The sequence below is a fragment of the Longimicrobium sp. genome, assembly GCF_048594345.1.
GTDB lineage: Bacteria > Gemmatimonadota > Gemmatimonadetes > Longimicrobiales > Longimicrobiaceae > Longimicrobium.
In genome coordinates, this window is record NZ_JBMDXM010000068.1 from 1 (window position 1) to 16,199 (window position 16,199).

Annotated in this window: 12 protein-coding genes; 1 reads left to right on the forward strand and 11 read right to left on the reverse strand. The window is 68.8% G+C overall.

The window, feature by feature from the left end; genetic code table 11:
• Nucleotides 1-763: 763 nt before the first annotated feature.
• From ACOJUJ_RS07910 to ACOJUJ_RS07940, 7 genes are all read right to left on the reverse strand, one after another.
• Complete coding sequence (locus ACOJUJ_RS07910) at nucleotides 764-937, reverse strand: hypothetical protein (protein WP_420126320.1); 174 nt, start codon at nucleotides 935-937, stop codon at nucleotides 764-766.
• Nucleotides 938-1,155: 218 nt separating this feature from the next.
• Nucleotides 1,156-1,323 (reverse strand): hypothetical protein, encoded by a 168-nt coding sequence (locus ACOJUJ_RS07915; protein WP_420126321.1) that lies wholly within the window; start codon nucleotides 1,321-1,323, stop codon nucleotides 1,156-1,158.
• A 174-nt stretch (nucleotides 1,324-1,497) separates the two neighbouring features.
• Entirely contained in the window at nucleotides 1,498-2,898 is a 1,401-nt protein-coding gene (gene asnS, locus ACOJUJ_RS07920; protein ID WP_420126322.1) for an asparagine--tRNA ligase, read from the reverse strand.
• Nucleotides 2,899-3,072: 174 nt separating this feature from the next.
• Entirely contained in the window at nucleotides 3,073-3,240 is a 168-nt protein-coding gene (locus ACOJUJ_RS07925) for a hypothetical protein (RefSeq protein WP_420126323.1), read from the reverse strand.
• 108 nt (nucleotides 3,241-3,348) lie between these two features.
• Nucleotides 3,349-3,504, reverse strand: coding sequence for a hypothetical protein (locus ACOJUJ_RS07930; protein WP_420126324.1), 156 nt, complete (start codon nucleotides 3,502-3,504; stop codon nucleotides 3,349-3,351).
• A 347-nt stretch (nucleotides 3,505-3,851) separates the two neighbouring features.
• Complete coding sequence (locus ACOJUJ_RS07935) at nucleotides 3,852-5,174, reverse strand: hemolysin family protein (protein WP_420126325.1); 1,323 nt, start codon at nucleotides 5,172-5,174, stop codon at nucleotides 3,852-3,854.
• On the reverse strand, nucleotides 5,174-6,511 hold the full coding sequence (locus ACOJUJ_RS07940) for a hemolysin family protein (protein WP_420126326.1): 1,338 nt from the start codon (nucleotides 6,509-6,511) through the stop codon (nucleotides 5,174-5,176). The genes ACOJUJ_RS07935 and ACOJUJ_RS07940 overlap by 1 nt, the downstream gene beginning before the upstream one ends.
• 287 nt (nucleotides 6,512-6,798) lie before the next feature.
• Here ACOJUJ_RS07940 and ACOJUJ_RS07945 point away from each other — a divergent pair, with 287 nt between their 5' ends.
• Nucleotides 6,799-7,797, forward strand: a complete 999-nt coding sequence (locus ACOJUJ_RS07945) for a GntR family transcriptional regulator (protein WP_420126327.1) — start codon at nucleotides 6,799-6,801, stop codon at nucleotides 7,795-7,797.
• Nucleotides 7,798-7,938: 141 nt separating this feature from the next.
• On the opposite strand, the gene ACOJUJ_RS07950 is transcribed toward ACOJUJ_RS07945, so the two are convergent.
• The 4 genes from ACOJUJ_RS07950 to ACOJUJ_RS07965 all read right to left on the reverse strand — a co-directional run bounded on the left by ACOJUJ_RS07950 (nucleotide 7,939) and on the right by ACOJUJ_RS07965 (nucleotide 15,997).
• Nucleotides 7,939-9,729: a glycosyl hydrolase family 28-related protein gene (locus tag ACOJUJ_RS07950; RefSeq protein WP_420126328.1), complete on the reverse strand. Its 1,791-nt coding sequence runs from the start codon at nucleotides 9,727-9,729 to the stop codon at nucleotides 7,939-7,941.
• A gap of 661 nt (nucleotides 9,730-10,390) precedes the next feature.
• A complete protein-coding gene (locus tag ACOJUJ_RS07955) occupies nucleotides 10,391-11,968 on the reverse strand; it encodes an Rne/Rng family ribonuclease (RefSeq protein WP_420126329.1) in 1,578 nt (525 codons plus the stop codon).
• 154 nt (nucleotides 11,969-12,122) lie between these two features.
• Complete coding sequence (locus ACOJUJ_RS07960; protein ID WP_420126330.1) at nucleotides 12,123-13,334, reverse strand: acyl-CoA dehydrogenase family protein; 1,212 nt, start codon at nucleotides 13,332-13,334, stop codon at nucleotides 12,123-12,125.
• Between the two features lie 311 nt (nucleotides 13,335-13,645).
• Nucleotides 13,646-15,997: a RecQ family ATP-dependent DNA helicase gene (locus ACOJUJ_RS07965; RefSeq protein WP_420126331.1), complete on the reverse strand. Its 2,352-nt coding sequence runs from the start codon at nucleotides 15,995-15,997 to the stop codon at nucleotides 13,646-13,648.
• Nucleotides 15,998-16,199: the final 202 nt, after the last annotated feature.

Genomic DNA, 16,199 nt, shown 5'->3' on the forward strand with positions numbered 1-16,199 from the left:
ACGCGGCAGCCCGTGCGCCGACCGAAGGATCTTTATCCGAAGCAAGATGAAGCCTGCCTTACGCCCGGGCTCGTTAGAGCCCCCGTCCGCCCCCACCTGTCATCCTGAGAGAGGCGCCGCTCTGAACCGTCAGTGACACGAGGCAGCCCGTGCGCCGACCGAAGGATCTTCATCCGAAGCGAGACGAAGCCTGCCTTACTCCCAAGGCTCGTCAGAGCCCCCCGTCTGCCCCCACCTGTCATCCTGAGAGAGGCGCCGCCCTGAACCGTCGGTGACACGCGGCAGCCCGTGCGCCGACCGAAGGATCTTTATCCGAAGCAAGATGAAGCCTGCCTTACGCCCGGGCTCGTCAGAGCCCCGTCCGCCCCCACCTGTCATCCTGAGAGGATGTTGAAAGAACCTCATCCCCCTCAGTCATCCCGAAGGAAGCGCTGCTCCGCAATCTGCTGATACAACGCTTTGGTGCCGACCGAAGAACCTTGCCTGCAGAACCGGAGCCTTGAACGGCTCCCGATGGCGGGGCCCCGCGCGACCCGACAAAGATCCTTCGGTCGCGCGCAAATTCTTGTGGGCACGATGGTTCAGGCGTGCGCTCCCTCAGGATGACAGTGTACTTCTGGAGGAACAACTGAGGTTTATCAACACCCGCTTCAGGATGACAGCGCGCCTCCGTCGGAAGCGGGTGAGGCTTGCGACGCAAGCCCGAAAACGCAGACGGCCCCGGACGCGATGTCCGGGGCCGTCTGCGTTCACCGGCGAGCGGTCAGACGCACTCGCAGGTGTTGTACTCGCTGCACCAGCACGAGTCGATGCCGGCGGTGACCACGCAGGTGTCGACCGTGCAGCGCAGCGACCGCTCCTGCAGGGTGTCGTCACCCTGGCCGGGATCGAACGACACCACCTGGATGGATTCCACCTGCAGCTTGAGCTTGGACATGGTAGTTCTCCCGATACGCGTTGTCCCGCCGGCCTGCCGGACCGCAAAGGCGCGGAACGGACGACATGTACACACGGCGGCGGAAAGTGAGTTAAACATCGCTCAGTAGGATGCCGCGATCAACCCCGATGTTCGAACGCGCGGGGGAATGCACGAAACGCGGAGGACGCGGAGAGAAGCCTCTCTCCGCGCCCTCCGCGTACGACCACCGCCGTGCGTCAGGGGCAGGTCCGCTCGGTGCACCAGCACGAGTTCACCCCGCCCGTGACCACGCACTTGGGCGTGATCACGTACCCGTCCACCGTCCCGCGCGACTGCGGCACCTCGGGCACGGTCTCGAACGAGGCGACCGTCAGCGCATCCAGCTCCAGCGTCAGCTTCTTCATCCTGGGGTCTCCGGAAGGGGGATCAGACACAGCCGCGACGCTCCGCGTGCGGCGTCATCGGCGGCTTCCGCACGATGAGTTTGCGGCGGAAACCGAGTATCCAACCTAACACGAAGAGCGCCGCCCGGACAACCTTGCGGCGGTCCGGGCGGCGTGAACGATCGGCGGCAGGGGTCAGAAGTCCGCGCTGCCGGGGGTGCGGGGATAGGGGATCACGTCGCGGATGTTGGCCATGCCGGTGGCGTACATGATCATCCGCTCAAACCCCAGGCCAAATCCGGAGTGCGGCACCGTGCCGTAGCGGCGCAGGTCGCGGTACCACCAGTACGAGGCGGCGTCCAGCCCCAGTTCCTCCATCCGCCGGTCCATCACGTCCAGCCGCTCCTCGCGCTGCGACCCGCCGATGATCTCGCCCACCCCCGGCGCCAGCACGTCCATGGCCGCCACGGTGCGGCCGTCGTCGCTCAGGCGCATGTAGAAGGACTTGATGTCCCTGGGGTAATCGGTCACGATCACCGGCCCGCCCACCAGCTGCTCCGTCAGGAACCGCTCGTGCTCCGTGGCCAGGTCTACCCCCCAGCTGACCGGAAACTCGAACTTCTTTTTCGACGCCTCCAGCCGGCGCACCGCCTCGGTATAGGTCATCCGCTCGAAGGGGCTGCTCAGCACCTCCTCCAGCCGCTTGACCACGCCCTTCTGGATGCGGTCGTCGAAGAACGCCATGTCGTCCTGCCGCTCGTCCAGCAGGTCCTTGATGAGCGTCTTGAGAAAGTCCTCGGCCAGGTCGGCGTCGTCGCTCAGGTCGCCAAAGGCGATCTCGGGCTCGATCATCCAGAACTCGGCCGCGTGGCGCGTGGTGTTGCTGTTCTCCGCGCGGAACGTGGGGCCAAAGGTGTACACCTGGCCCAGCGCCATGGCGTACGCCTCCACGTTCAGCTGCCCGCTCACCGTGAGCGACGCGCTGCCGCCAAAAAAGTCGCGCGAAAAGTCCACCCCGCCGTCCGGCGTGCGGGGGATGTTGGCCAGGTCCAGCGTGCTCACGCGGAACATCTCGCCCGCGCCCTCGGCGTCGCTGGTGGTGATGATGGGCGTGTGGATCCAGTAGAAGCCGCGGCGGTCGAAAAACCGGTGCGTGGCCATCGCCAGCGTGTGCCGCACCCGCGCCACCGCCCCGAAGGTGTTGGTGCGCACCCGCAGATGGGCCACGGAGCGCAGGAACTCCATGGAGTGCTCCTTGGGCTGGATGGGATACGTCTCCGGATCCTCAACCCAACCCAGCACCTCCACCTCCTTCGCCAGCACCTCCACCGGCTGCGGCCGGCCGGGGGTGGGCACCAGCTCGCCCGTGATGGCCACCGAGCAGCCGGCGGTCAGGCGCTGCACCTCGCCCTCGTAGTTGGGCAGGTCGCGCGGCGCCACCACCTGGATGGGGGCAAAGCCGCTGCCGTCGTGCACGTTGATGAACGACATGCCGGCCTTGGAGTCGCGGCGGGTGCGCACCCACCCCTTTACGGTAACGGTCTCCCCCGCGGGCACGGCGCCGCGCAGCAGCTCTGCGATCCTGTGGTGGGGCATCGGGCGGTCGTCAGGTCTTGTTCGGTTGCACGGATGCAGACGCCCGCGCACGGGCGCGGGCGAAAGAAGCGCATCAAAGTATGCACCCGCCACCGAAAAAGAAACGGCGGCCGGCGCGCTGAGCACCGGCCGCCGTAACGGGGGATGAGCAGCCTTCCTCGATCGTGAAAGGGATCAGCAGGTGCAGCTGGGCTGCTCGGTGTAAAAGCAGGGGCGGTACACCGAATTTCCGCTCGCCGCCGCATTCTCGTTGCCGTGCACCGTGCCGCCCACCGGCTGCGGGAGGGCGGCGTCGAACGATTCCACGCGCAGCGAGTCGATCTCGAGCTTCAGTTTCTTCATCGTTCCATCTCCCGGTTGGAGGTCACGGCCCAGGCACAACGCGTCTCAGGGCCAGACGATGCCGCAGGTGCTGTCGCAGCCGGTGCAGTTCTGGTCGCCGACGACCGCTCAGCAGTCGTTCGGGCCGAAGCCGCAGCCGGTCGCGCAATCCGACACGCAGCCGGTGTCCACGATGCCGATCTGGTCATCCTGGGACGTCTCCGCCTCCGAAGTGGTGAACGACTCCACGTTCAGCTGCTCGATGTTCAGCACGGGCTTGTACATGATGGTCTCCGGTCTGGGTGGATGTCAGAGGAGTGAATGGACGATACCGCAACCCGCCAAATCGCGCAACATGTGGCGCGTAAGGAGTACAGAGATCCACGCGCGGGCGCTGGCATTCGCGTGACACCCGACGAGCGGGGGCCGTCGGATGCGTCTTGCTCCAGCAGCGTCGGAGAGACGAGAAAAGCTTGATCCCGGGGACTTTGGGCGCGACGATACCTCCCCTCCCCGTGTGCCGCGCCATCTCGCCTGATCCCATGAGGCAGAGCGGGTGTAGGGACAAAGAAAGAGTACGCAGAGGATCGATCCTCCGCGTACTCTGCGTTCTGCCGTTTCGGAACCGGCCCCTACTCCCGGTCGTCCGCGCGGCGCTGCTTGAGCGGGGTCACGGCGCACTCGGTGACGCCGTGGCCCTCCGTCGCGGTCACCTCGAAGCGCACGTCGTCCCACTCCACCGTGTCGCCGATCACGGGGGGGCGGTCGAGGAGGGCGAGCACCAGGCCGCTCACCGTGTCGACCTCCGGGTGCTCCAGCACCAGCTCCAGCTCCTCGCCCACCTCGCTGATGCGCATGGTCCCCTCCACGCGCAGCCGGCCGGCGGGGTCGCGGTCGGCGCCGGGGCGCTGCACCCAGCCCTCCTCGATCTCGCCCACCACCTCCTCGAACAGGTCCTCGATGGTGATGACGCCCGCCGTGCCGCCGTGCTCGTCCATCACCACCGCCATCTGGCTGTTCACCTGCCGCATGGCCCGCAGCACCACGTCCATCCCGGAGGTCTCGGGGATGAAGGGAACCTCGCGCACCTCCGACGGCCGCAGCGCGCGGCGGTTGGGCATGCGCCGCAGGATGTCCTTGATGTGCACCACCCCCACGATGTGGTCCAGGCTTCCCTCGTAGACAGGGTAGCGCGTGTGGGGCGTGGTGCGCAGAATGCGCAGCATCTCCTCCGAGGGCGCGCCGGCGGGGATGCCGACCACGCGGACCCGCGGGATCATCACCTCACCCGCCGTAAGCTCGCCAAACTCCAGAAGCTCCTGCACCACGTCGGCGCTCTCGCTGCGCAGCATGCCGCCCGCCTGGCTTTCGCGGACGATGAACTGCAGCTCCTCGGGCGTGCGGTAGTGCTCGCCGCTGGCCACGAAGCGGTTGATCCCCGCCAGCTTGAGCAGCCAGTTGCCGATCCCGTTCAGCGCCATCACGGGAAGGATGACGATGCGCTGAATGGCCAGCATCACCGGCGTCACGAACAGCGCCGCCCGGTCGGCGGACTGCAGCGCCAGCGACTTGGGGATCATCTCCCCGATCACGATGTGAAAGTAGGTGAGGATGGCCACGGCCAGGATGCTGGCCAGCGTGTGCGCCGCCGGCGCCTTGAGCGGCCCCAGCCCGTCCAGCCAGTGGCCGATCCACTCCGCCAGCACGTGCTCGCCGTACATGCCCAGCCCCAGCGAGGCGATGGTGATGCCCAGCTGCGCCGTGGCGATGTAGCGGTCCTGCTTGCGGGGGTCGCGCAGGATCCCGGCGACCAGCCGCGCCACCGCGTCGCCCTCCGCCGCGCGTCGCTCGATCGCCGCGCGCGGCGCGCCCACGATGGCGAACTCGGCCGCCACGAACAGCGCGTTCAGCAGAATGAGCACGGTGATGATGAGGACGGGGACAAGCTTGTCCATCACCCCTCCTCCTCGCCGTCAGCCGGCCGGCGCCTGTCGGGATCTTTCCACGGCGTGGCCAGGATGGAGGCCACCGCGTGCCCCGAAACGGACTCCACCTCCACCCGCACCCCGTCGATCTCCACCGTCTCGCCCACCCGCGGCACGTGCCCCATCTCCTCCATCACCCGTCCGCCCACCGTGTCGGCCTCGCCCTCCCACAGCATGCCGATCCACGGCTCGGCCTCGTCCAGCCGCAGCCAGCCGGGCAGGCGCACGCGGCCGTCGTCCAGCGTTTCGGGGCGCGGCTCGTTCACGCGGAACTCGTCGGCGATCTCGCCCATCACCTCCGTCAGCACGTCGTCCAGCGTCACCAGGCCGGCCACGCCGCCAAACTCGTCCATCACGATGGCCGCGTGGCTGCGCCGCTCGCGCATCAGCGTAAGCAGCCGGTCGGCCGTCACGCTTTCGTGCACCATCAGGATGGGCCGCATCAGCTCCCGGATGGAGCGCAGGCGCCCCGAATCCAGGTAGCCGCGGAACAGGTCCTTGGTGTGCAGCAGCCCTTCCACGTGGTCGATGTCGCCGCGGTACACGGGAAGCCGCGTGTACGGCGTCTGCGCCATGCGCGTGAGCACCTGGTCGATGGGGGTGTCGATCTCCACCCCCACGATCTCCTGCCGCGGCACCATCAGGTGGCGGGCGGGGCGAATGCCCAGCTGCAGCGCGCGCCGCAGCCGCCGGTGCTCGTCGGGCTCCAGCAGCCCGCCGTCGCGGCTTTCGGCGATCAGCAGGTCGATCTCTTCGGGCGAATGGATGTGGCGGTGGCCCACGGGCTGGACACCCATGGCCCGAAGTGCCAGGTTGCCGCTTCCGTTCAGGAAACGTATGAAGATGGAGAACGCCGTCAGCGACCACTTCATGGGCAGCGACGTGCGCAGCGCCACCTGCGTGGGAAACTGCAGCGCCAGCGACTTGGGCACCAGCTCGCTCAGCACCATCGCCAGCACGGTCAGGACCACCAGGATGACGGCCGCCGCCGTGGAGCGGGCGCCCGACTCGCTGAGGCTCGACACGCGCTGGATGAAGCTGGCCAGCGGCCCGGCCATGGACGCCTGCCCGTACGCGCCGATGATGAGCGACGTAAGGGTGATGCCGATCTGGCAGGCGGCGATGTAGCCGTCGAGCGCCTGGGGGTCGTCCAGGTAGGGTAGCAGGCGCAGCGCGGCGGGGTCTCCCTGCTCGGCGCGCTGGCGGATGCGGCTTCGGCGCACGCTTACCGCGGCAAACTCGGCGGCCACGTACAGGGCGGTAAGCGCGATGAGCCCGACGATGACCAGCAGGGGGATCAGCGGCATCGGGCCAGGGTGCGGGACGGGTCCCGGGGCGCCCGGACGGGCGCAGCCGGGGGGCGCGGAACGGGTCCCGCGCTCGTAGCACTTGTGCTCACGCGTGAAAAAGTGCTCATTACAGGGATTCAAAGAATGCACGGAGCACGCCAGACGGCACCGCACGTGCGGGGAGCGCCCCGCGCTGCGTGGAGGGTACGTGTTGCGCGAACCCCCCGCAAGACGATCTTTTCAAGCGCTCCCGGCGCGTGGCCGGAATGCGCCGTGTCCCCCCAGTACCCTGTGACCGGTTAAGGATGGACCAGGAAACCGCCCTCAGCGACAAGCTGCGCGACCGAATCTTGAGCGCCCTGCACCTGGGGCTGCTGCAGCCGGGCGACCGCCTTCCCAGCATTCGCACTCTGTGGCGAGAGATGGGAGTGGACCACCGCGTGGTGGCCCAGGCGTACCGGGTGCTCGAGGACGAGGGGCTGGTGGAGGTGCGCGGCCGCTCCGGCGTGTACCTGGCGCCCCAGGACCAGCTGGGCGGCGAGGTGCTGGCCGAGACGGCCCGGTGGATGGCCGGCGTGCTGGTGGAAGGCTGGAAGCGCCGCATGACGCTGGCCGAGATCCCCGAGCTCATCCGCCGCTGCACCAGCACCGTGCGCCTGCGCTGCGCCTGCGTGGAGAGCAACGTGGACCAGATGGCCGCGTACTGCGCCGAGCTCGAGGAGCAGTTCGGGCTGGAGGCGGTCCCCGTCTACATCTCTCCCATCCCCCTTCCCCGCCCCGACCGCTCCGTGGAGTTCCACGCGGTCGAGCAGGCCATCCGCGCCACCGACCTGGTGGTCACCACCAGCTACCATTCGCGGCTGGTGCGCAAGGCGGCCGAGAACGTGGACGTGCCGGCCGTCACGCTGACCGTGAACAGCGAGGTGGTAGAGACGGTGCAGCGGCAGATCCGCAGCGGCGGCGTTACGCTGGTGTGCGTGGACCCCGAGTTCGGCAACCGGCTGCGCGCCATGTACGCCGACGCCAGCGAGGGCCCCGAGCAGATCCGCGTGGTGCTGGCCGACGACGCCGACGCGCTCACCGGGCTGAACCGCGACGACGCGGTGATCGTGACCCGCGCCGCTCGCAACCGACTGGGCGACGCCGCCGCCGGCGAGCTGCCGCCCCTGCTGCTCCCCCACTCCCCGACGTTTTCGGCGCACACCGCGCGCGAGCTGCTGCAGCTCATCATCCGGCTGAACCTGGCCGCGGCGGAGCAGCAGGACCCGGCGGAGTTGCTGGCGGGGGCTGGTGTCGGGGTGTGAGGGTGTGGGGGTGTGATGGTGAACGGGTGAACGGGTGATCGTTACGACGGCCCGCGGAGTGGATCCGCGGGCCGTCGTGCGTTCGGGTCCCTGTCACGTCCCGCGCATCCTCGATGCGCGGAGGGCATTTTCCGCCAGGCGTCAGGTGCCCATACGGGCCAGACGCACGCCGTACAGGCGCAGCACCACGTCGCGGCCGGTCAGGCGGCTCTGCGGCAGGATCCCCACCTCCACGTACTGGTTCTTCAGCACGCGCACGCCGGGAACCGCGGGGGTGCCGGCGTTGGCGGGGACGGCGTGCGTCCACAGGCGCGGGCTCGCTCCCGCGTTGGTGAAGGTGAACTGGATCACCTGCGCCGCGTTCACCCTGACCTTTGCGTCCGCGCCCAGCGCGGGAAAGTCGGCGTCGCATTCCACCGTAACCGCCGTCAGCTGGATGTCGGCGGGCGCGTACCAGCGGCCCATGCTGTCGAAGCGCACCATCGGCACCTCGGCGCTGGTGGCGGCGATGTCCTTGAGCGACCACTCGCACAGCAGCTCCGGCTGCGCCACCAGCGCGCCGTTCACCTGGTGGTCGGGGGCGTTCCACCCCCGCGGGTCCACGTCGTCCTCCGCGAAGCGCGCCGCCTCGGCGCGCAGGGGAAGCGGCGGGAGCACCGTGCCGTTGGGGCGCGTGGCCGGCAGCGAGGTGTTGTTGCGCGCCCGCACCCAGCCCACGCGCTGCGGCGACTCGCTTTCCACAAAGGTGATCCCCGTGCGTACGAGGTAGTTGTCGTCCACCAGAATGCGCCCGTACGGCTTCCACCCCCAGGCGCACGCCGCCGCGCCGGCGCTGTAGTCGCACACCTCCGGGCGCGCGTCCATGCGCGCCGTGATGTACGCGTCGCCCGTGCCCTCGTTGCGCACGTGGTTGTGCGTGACCTCCACGTCCGAGGCGCCCGTCAGGTAGATGGGGTACGGTACCGCGTGGCCGTCGGGAATGCGCAGGCGGTTGAAGCGGATCTCGCCCAGGTGGCTGCCGCGGCTCTCCATGTCGTTTCCCCAGCCGGCCCAGATCAGCGAAACCCCGGTCCCCCACGTAAGCCCCTGCGCGCCCTGAAACTGCACGTGCTCGCAGTCGTTGGACAGCACGTGAAAGTCCAGGCAGTCGTTGATCTTGATGTGGCCGTCCATGGTGCGGCAGTGGTTGTCCCGCACCCAGAACCCGGTCACCCCGTGCCCCGCGATGGGGTCGTCGGAGATGTTCAGGATGGTGTTGCCCACCACGTGCATGTCGCTGGCGTTCACGTCCAGGTTCACCTTGAAGATGGAGATCCCCTCCTGGATGGACGCGACGTTCGTGGCCCCGGCGTTGATGTAGTTGTACAGGAAGTAGCCCTTGTTCTTGGCCACGCCCTCTGCCTGGTTGTACCAGGTGCCGTCGTTGTTGTGCTTGATGGGCGTGGCGCCCGGCATGTCGGTGAACCGGCAGCGGATGACGCCGTACTCGCTGGCGAAGAAGAAGTTGATCAGGTGCGTCCCGTCCGGAAAGCTGAAGCTGGGATGCCGCGTAAAGTGCAGCCCTTCGATGACGCCGCTGTACGGGTGCGCCGCAAAGCGCGTCCCCGCCCACGCAATGCCCACGGCGATGGCCACCGGCGTGTTCCCCTCCACCACCGCCGGATCGTGCGACTGCAGCCCCGCGCACTGCAGAATGGCGCCCGGCGCGCCCACCATGTTCACGCGCCCGTGCAGCTGAATGAGAGTGTGCTTGTAGGTGCCGGCGGGAAAATACACCGTGCCGCCGTTGGCCGCGGCCGCCTCGATCGCGGCCTGGATGGCCAGCGCGTCGTTGGTGGAGCCGTTGCCCGTGGCCCCGCCCGCGAACGCCGTGTTGCGCACGTTGAACACCGCCCCGCCGTCGTCGCGAATCGTTCCCTGTACCACTGCCATGCTTCCCTCCCGGTTAAGGAATGAAAACTGACCAGCGCATGGAATTTAACCGAATAAAAACCGAATTTGAAGCGAAACGGCGTGCTCGTTCATCCGTCGGAAAAGCACCCGACACACCGGCGACCGCGGAGCGAATCCGCGGAGCCGCCGTGTGTGCGAAGGTGCCCCTCCCCCGGCCCCTCCCCGTTCGTTCCTCACGGAGAGGGGAGAAGTCGATCCCGCTTCGACAAGGTGCGTCACACCTCCCTCCCCCGCGCAGTTTGCGGGGGAGGACTGGGGAGGGGGGCGGCCTGCCATCCCGCTCCCATCCGAAGCTTGCCGCCGGCTGCCCCACCCCAACCTCCCCCGGCAGTTTCGGGGGAGGTGGGCCGGTGGTGCCGGCCCGGAGGGGGCCTGCTCCGGACGGTCCGAAGCACCAGGTCCCCCTGCTCTGCAACCAACCTCCCCCAGTCTTTTGTGGGGGAGGTGGGCGAGGTTTACGAGCCGGAGGGGGCGCCCTGTCCGACGCAGTTCGATCCCCGTCGCAGAGCCCCAATCCATCGGCCACCCAGAACGACGAACCGGGCGCCCGCCAACTCGCGTGCGCCCGGTCCGTCGTTCCGTACTCTCGTACTCCGTACTCTCGTACCTTCGTACCTTCGTACCCCGTACCTTCGTACCCTCAGCCGAGATTGTACTTCCCGCTCAGATCCTGCTGCGTGTTCGTCGCGATCAGCCGGATCTCGTCCTGCTGAAGCAGGGGGTCGTCGCGCAGGGCCAGGGTAAGCTTGAGCGACTTTTCCAGGTCCTTGAGGAACTTGGGCTCCTGCTCGATCACGAAGAGCGCCACCTCGGGGTGCACCCGCACCGTCACCTGCCGCTCCTTGCCGTCGGCCGCGGCGCGGCGGATGGAGCGCTCGATGCGCCGCACCACCGTCTCGGGCGTGAAGATGCGCCCGCTGCCGCCGCAGGTGGGGCACGCGGCCGTCTGGGTGTGGTAGAGCGACGGCCGCACCCGCTGGCGCGTCATCTCGATCAGCCCCAGCTCGCTCACCTGAAAGGCTTTCGTCCTCGCCCGGTCGCGGCTCAGGTGCTGCCGAAGCTCCTGCAGCACCTTGTCGCGGTTCGCCTTGGACTCCATGTCGATGAAGTCGCAGACGATGATGCCGCCCACGTCGCGCAGCCGCAGCTGCCGCGCGATCTCCTTGGCCGCGTCCACGTTGGTCTTGAGGATGGTCTTTTCGGGGTCCTTCTTGCCCGTGTAGCGCCCCGTGTTGACGTCGATGCTGACCAGCGCCTCGGTGGGCTCGACGATGATGTAGCCGCCGGAGGGCAGGTTCACGCGGCGCTGAAACGCGTCGCGAATCTCGCGCTCCAGGTCGTACGCGTCAAAGAGCGGCTTGGCGTCGCTGTACAGGTGAACGCGCTGCACCAGCGAGGGGTCCACCTGCTCCAGGTACGCCACGATCTCGTCGAACACGTTCTTGCTGTCGACCGTAAGCGAGTCGACCTTTTGCGAGAACAGGTCGCGGATGATGCCGGCCGTCAGCTTGGCCTCGCGGTGCACGGGCGCGGGGGCCCGGGCGCGCTTGGCCTTTTTCTGGATCTGCTGCCAGGTGGACATGAGCGACTTGAGCTCGCGCTCGAAGGTCTCCCGCGTCAGGTCCTCGCTTACCGTGCGCACGATGATGCCGCCGGACTTTTCCGGCAGCACCTCGCGGGCGAGCGCTCGCAGCCGCGCCCGCTCCTCGCGGTCCTCGATCTTGCGCGACACGCCCACATGCGACGAGCCGGGCATGTAGACCAGAAAGCGGCCCGGGAGCGAGATCTGGGCGGTCACGCGCGGGCCCTTGGTGCTGATGGGCTCCTTGCTCACCTGCACCACCAGGTCCTGCCCCTTCTTCAGGACCTCCTGGATGGGCGGATAGTCGCGCCTGCGCCCGCCGCCCCCGCCTCCTCCGCCGCCGTTGGCGGACGGCTTCTCCGCGCCCTCGTCGGGTTCGGACCCGTCGTCGTCGTCGTCGCCGTCCTCCTCCAGCGCCACGTCGGAGACGTGCAGAAACGCCGCCTTCTCCGTGCCGATGTCGACGAACGCGGCCTGGATGCCGGGAAGCACGGCCTCAACCCGCCCCTTGTACACGTCGCCCACCATGCGCGCCGCGTCCGGCCGGTCGACCATGAGCTCGACCAGCAGGTCGTCCTCGAGAATGGCGACGCGCGTTTCGCGGGCGGTGGCGTTGACCAGGATCTCGCGCTTCACGACGCCCCCGCGGTGCGGGTGCGCCGCCGGGCGAGACCCGGCGGGGGGGATGGCCGCGCGCGAGGGGCGCGCGTGCGCCCCCCGTGGTGCCGTTGGATGTCCATCGGTCCTCTGCAAGGGCCGGCGGCGCCACGCGGGCACCGCGGCCCACCGTTCAGTGGGAGAGCTCGCGGAGGAGGCTTCGGGCAATCACCAGCCGCTGGATCTCGCTGGTCCCCTCCCCGATCTCGCAGATCTTGGCGTCGCGCATCATGCGCTCCACCGGGTATTCCTTGGTGTAGCCGTAGCCGCCGTGGATCTGTACTGCCTTGGTGGTGACCCGCATGGCCACCTCCGAGGCGAACAGCTTTGCCATCGACGCCTCTTTTGCGTACGGCCGGCCCTGTTCCTTGAGCCACGCCGCGTTGTACACCAGGTGTTTGGCGGCCTCGATTTCGGTCGCCATGTCGGCCAGCATGAACTGGATGCCCTGGAACTCCGAGATGGGCTTGCCAAACTGCCGCCGTTCGGCGGCGTACCGTGCCGCCTGCTCGAACGCGCCCTCGGCGATGCCGAGCGAAAGCGCGCCGATGCCGATGCGGCCGGCGTCCAGCGTCTTCATGAAGTTGATGAAGCCCATCCCCACCTCGCCCAGCACCTGATTGTCGGGCACGAACGCGTTTTCCAGCACCAGCTCGCGCGTGTCCGACGCCCGCCACCCCATCTTGTCCTCCTTCTTTCCCGCGCGCACCCCTTCAGTGAACGGCAGGTCGTCGCTGTGCCCCACGCCCAGCTCGCGCGCCTTTTCCAGGTCCACGGTGGGCTTGGCGACGATAAAGGAAGTGATCCCCTTGTTCCCCTTTTCCCGGTCCGTCACGGCCGTGGCCACAAAGACCTCGCCCACCCCGGCGTGGGTGATGAAGATCTTGCTGCCGTTCAGGATCCACCCGCCATCCGTCTTCGTCGCCGTGGTCGCGGTGCCGCCGGCGTCCGAGCCCGCGCCCGGCTCGGTAAGGCCAAAGCCGCCCAGGACGGTGCCGCTGGCCAGCACGGGGACAAAGCGCTCCTTCTGCTCCTCCGTGCCAAAGTTGACGATAGGCGAGGTGCCCAGGGTGGTGTGCGCGCTCACGGTGATGGCGTGGCTCGCGTCCACCTTGGCCAGCTCGTGGATGGCGATCATGTAGCTGATCCCGTCCATCCCCGCGCCGCCCAGCTCCTCGCCCCAGGGCACGCCCAGCAGCCCCAGCTCGCCCATCTTCTTGACGTTTTCCCAGGGAAACTCCGACGTCTGGTCCAGCTCCCCCGCCACGGGCGCGATCTCGTTCTGGGCGAAGTCGCGCACCATGTCGCGGATCATCAGGTGGTTCTCGTCGAAGTACCGTTCCATGGGTGCGTGCTGTGCCGTTTCGTCGGATCTGGGGTGGCCGGATGTGCGGCGGAATCGCCGGTTCCGCGCAAAGCTTCCGTAAACCGGGCCAATTTAAGGGCGCATGCGCGGGCGGGAAAGATGACAACGCAATCCACTTGCCGATCGGCCGGTTTTCGCGGGGCCGTTCACGCGCAGGAAAGGCAAAAGAGGATGGGGTACAGAGGAACCGAGAACAGCCGGAGGAACAGAGGATGAAACGGGGAAGCTCGACCTGCACCGCTGTTCCTCCATCGACCCCTGTTCCTCTGTACCCCATCCTCCTTTTCCCGCTATCCCTGGCGCAGAACCTCCAGAAACGCGTCGCCGTACTTTTCGATCTTGGCGGGGCCGATGCCGGGGACCGCGCGCATCTCCGCCAGGCTGGTGGGGTGCCGCTTGGCCATCTCCACCAGCGTCTTGTCGGCGAACACGCAGTAGGCGGGAAGCTCCTGCTCCTTGGCCAATTCGGTGCGCAGAGCCCGCAGCCGCGTGTACAGCTCCCGCTGCTCCGCCGTGGGCGGCGCGGCGTCGGACGGGGCGGCGGGAAGCTCGCCGCGCTCGCGCCGGCGCTGGGGGCGGGGCGCGTCGTCCCCCGCGCGCGTCCGTGCACGGTTGGCGTCCAGCCCCTCGTTGATCGCCGCCAGCACCGACGCTCCCCAGCGGTCCGCGAACTCGCGCGTGACCCCGCGGACGGCCATCAGCCCCTCCACCTTGCGCGGATGCACCCCCGCCAGCGTCTGCACCAGCGAGTCGGGCCACAGCATCTGCGGCGGAATGCCGTCGCGCCCCGCGATCTCGGCGCGCAGCGCAACCAGCCGCGCGAGCACCCGCTCGGCCCGGCTGGCCGGCTCCGGCGCGGCGCCCCCGGCGGGCAGACCCAGCGGCCCGCCACCCAGGCAGTTGTCGCAGGCGCCGCACTCCCGCATGGCCGCCGGATCGCCAAAGTAGCGCAGCACGAAGCCGCGGCGGCACCCTTCAGCGTAGGCGTAGCGCTGCATCTCGCGCAGCTTGGCCTCTTCGCGCCGTTTGCGGTCGTCCAGCGCGCGCCAGTCCACCGGCAGCCGCTGCACGGGCGTCTCGCGATCCAGCACCCACACCCCCTCGCCCGTCAGCGCGCGCCACTCCACGAAGCCCTCGTCCCCCAGCGCGCGGAGAAGGGGCGTGGCCGCACCCTGCTCGCCGGCCGCGCGGTCCAGGGCGCGCCAGTCCAGGCTTACGCCGCGGTACAGCGCCTCGCCGCCGGCGCCCTTCCACAGCGCGCGCAGAAAGTGCAGCTCCGCCGGCCGCTCGCCCAGCTCGCGCGAGATGCGGTCGGGGCGCGCCAGCAGCCGCACGCGCACCGGCTGCGGCCCGTTGCCGTACGTCTGCCGCACCAGCCCGAACTGCTCCAGCACGCGCACGGCCGACGCCGCCTGCCGCTCGTCGTCGATCCCGTCCACCGCGTTGGCCAGGTCGGCCACGCGCATGGTGAACAATCCGTCGGAGCCGGCGCCGTGGCGCAGCGCCCGCATCATCGCCTCCACCGCGCGGCGCGGGGGATACGCGGACTTGATGAAGTACTCGTGCGTGAACTTGTCCTTGTGCGCGTGCAGCAGAACGCAGTCGCTCTCGCCCCCGTCGCGCCCCGCCCGCCCCGCCTCCTGGTAGTACGCCTCCAGGTTGCCGGGCAGGTTGTAGTGGATGACGACGCGCACGTCGCCCTTGTCGATCCCCATCCCGAAGGCGTTGGTGGCGATCACCACGCGCACCTTCCCCTTCATGAACTCGTCCTGAATGCGCTTGCGGTCGCGGTCCGGAAGCCCCGCGTGGTAGCCCACCGCCGGCGTCCCCATCCCGTTGATCAGCTGCGTCAGCGCGTCCACCGCCTTGCGCGTGGAGGCGTAGATGATGGCCGACCCGTCGCGCCCCTTGAGCAGCCGCAGCAGCAGCCGGTCCTTTTCGGAGTCGTTCTTGGCCTGCAGCACGTGCCAGATCAGGTTGCGCCGGTCGAACCCCGTCACCAGCACCGCCGGGTCGCGCAGCCCCAGCTGCCGGACGATGTCGGCGCGCACCTCCTCCGTGGCCGTGGCCGTCAGCGCGGCCACCGGCGGGTCGCCCAGCAGCGTGCGCACCTCGCGCAGGCGCAGGTAGCTGGGGCGAAAGTCGTGGCCCCACTCGCTTACGCAGTGCGCCTCGTCCACCGCCAGCAGGCTTACGGGGATCGCCTTCAGCCGCCGCCGGAACCCCTCGGCGTCAAAGCGCTCGGGGGCCACGTAAAGGAGCTTGATGTCGCCCCGCTCGGCCGCGTCCAGCCGCGCCGCCATCTCGCCCGTGGGCAGGGTGGAGTTGATGAACGTCGCCGGCACCCCCGCGGCGTCCAGCGCGTCCACCTGGTCCTTCATCAGGCTGATGAGGGGGGAAACGACCAGCGTAACGCCGGGAAGCAGCGCGCCCGGCACCTGGTAGCACAGGCTTTTTCCCCCGCCCGTGGGCCTGATGGTGAGCGAGTCGCCGCCGGACAGGACGTTGCGGATGGCCTGGTCCTGCCCCGGGCGAAAGTCCGGGTACCCCCAGTAGCGGCGCAGCACCTCGCGCGCCGCGTCCAGCGGATCGGCGCCGGGAGCAAGCTCGGGGACGGAGACGTCGGCGGAAACCACGCTCATGCAGGGACGCGCCTTGCGGCCGTTCGGGGACCGGAGAGTGTACAAAGGGTACAATATGGACGAATGGGCTCCGCTTATCCAGCCCCCCGCCCCGTTGGGATCGATCGGTGAATCGCGAAGACGTGGGACGCGCACGCCCCAGCTTCGCCGGAATCCGCGGCAAAACCGGCGGCCCCGATGCCGCGCCGCGCGGTCCCGAGGG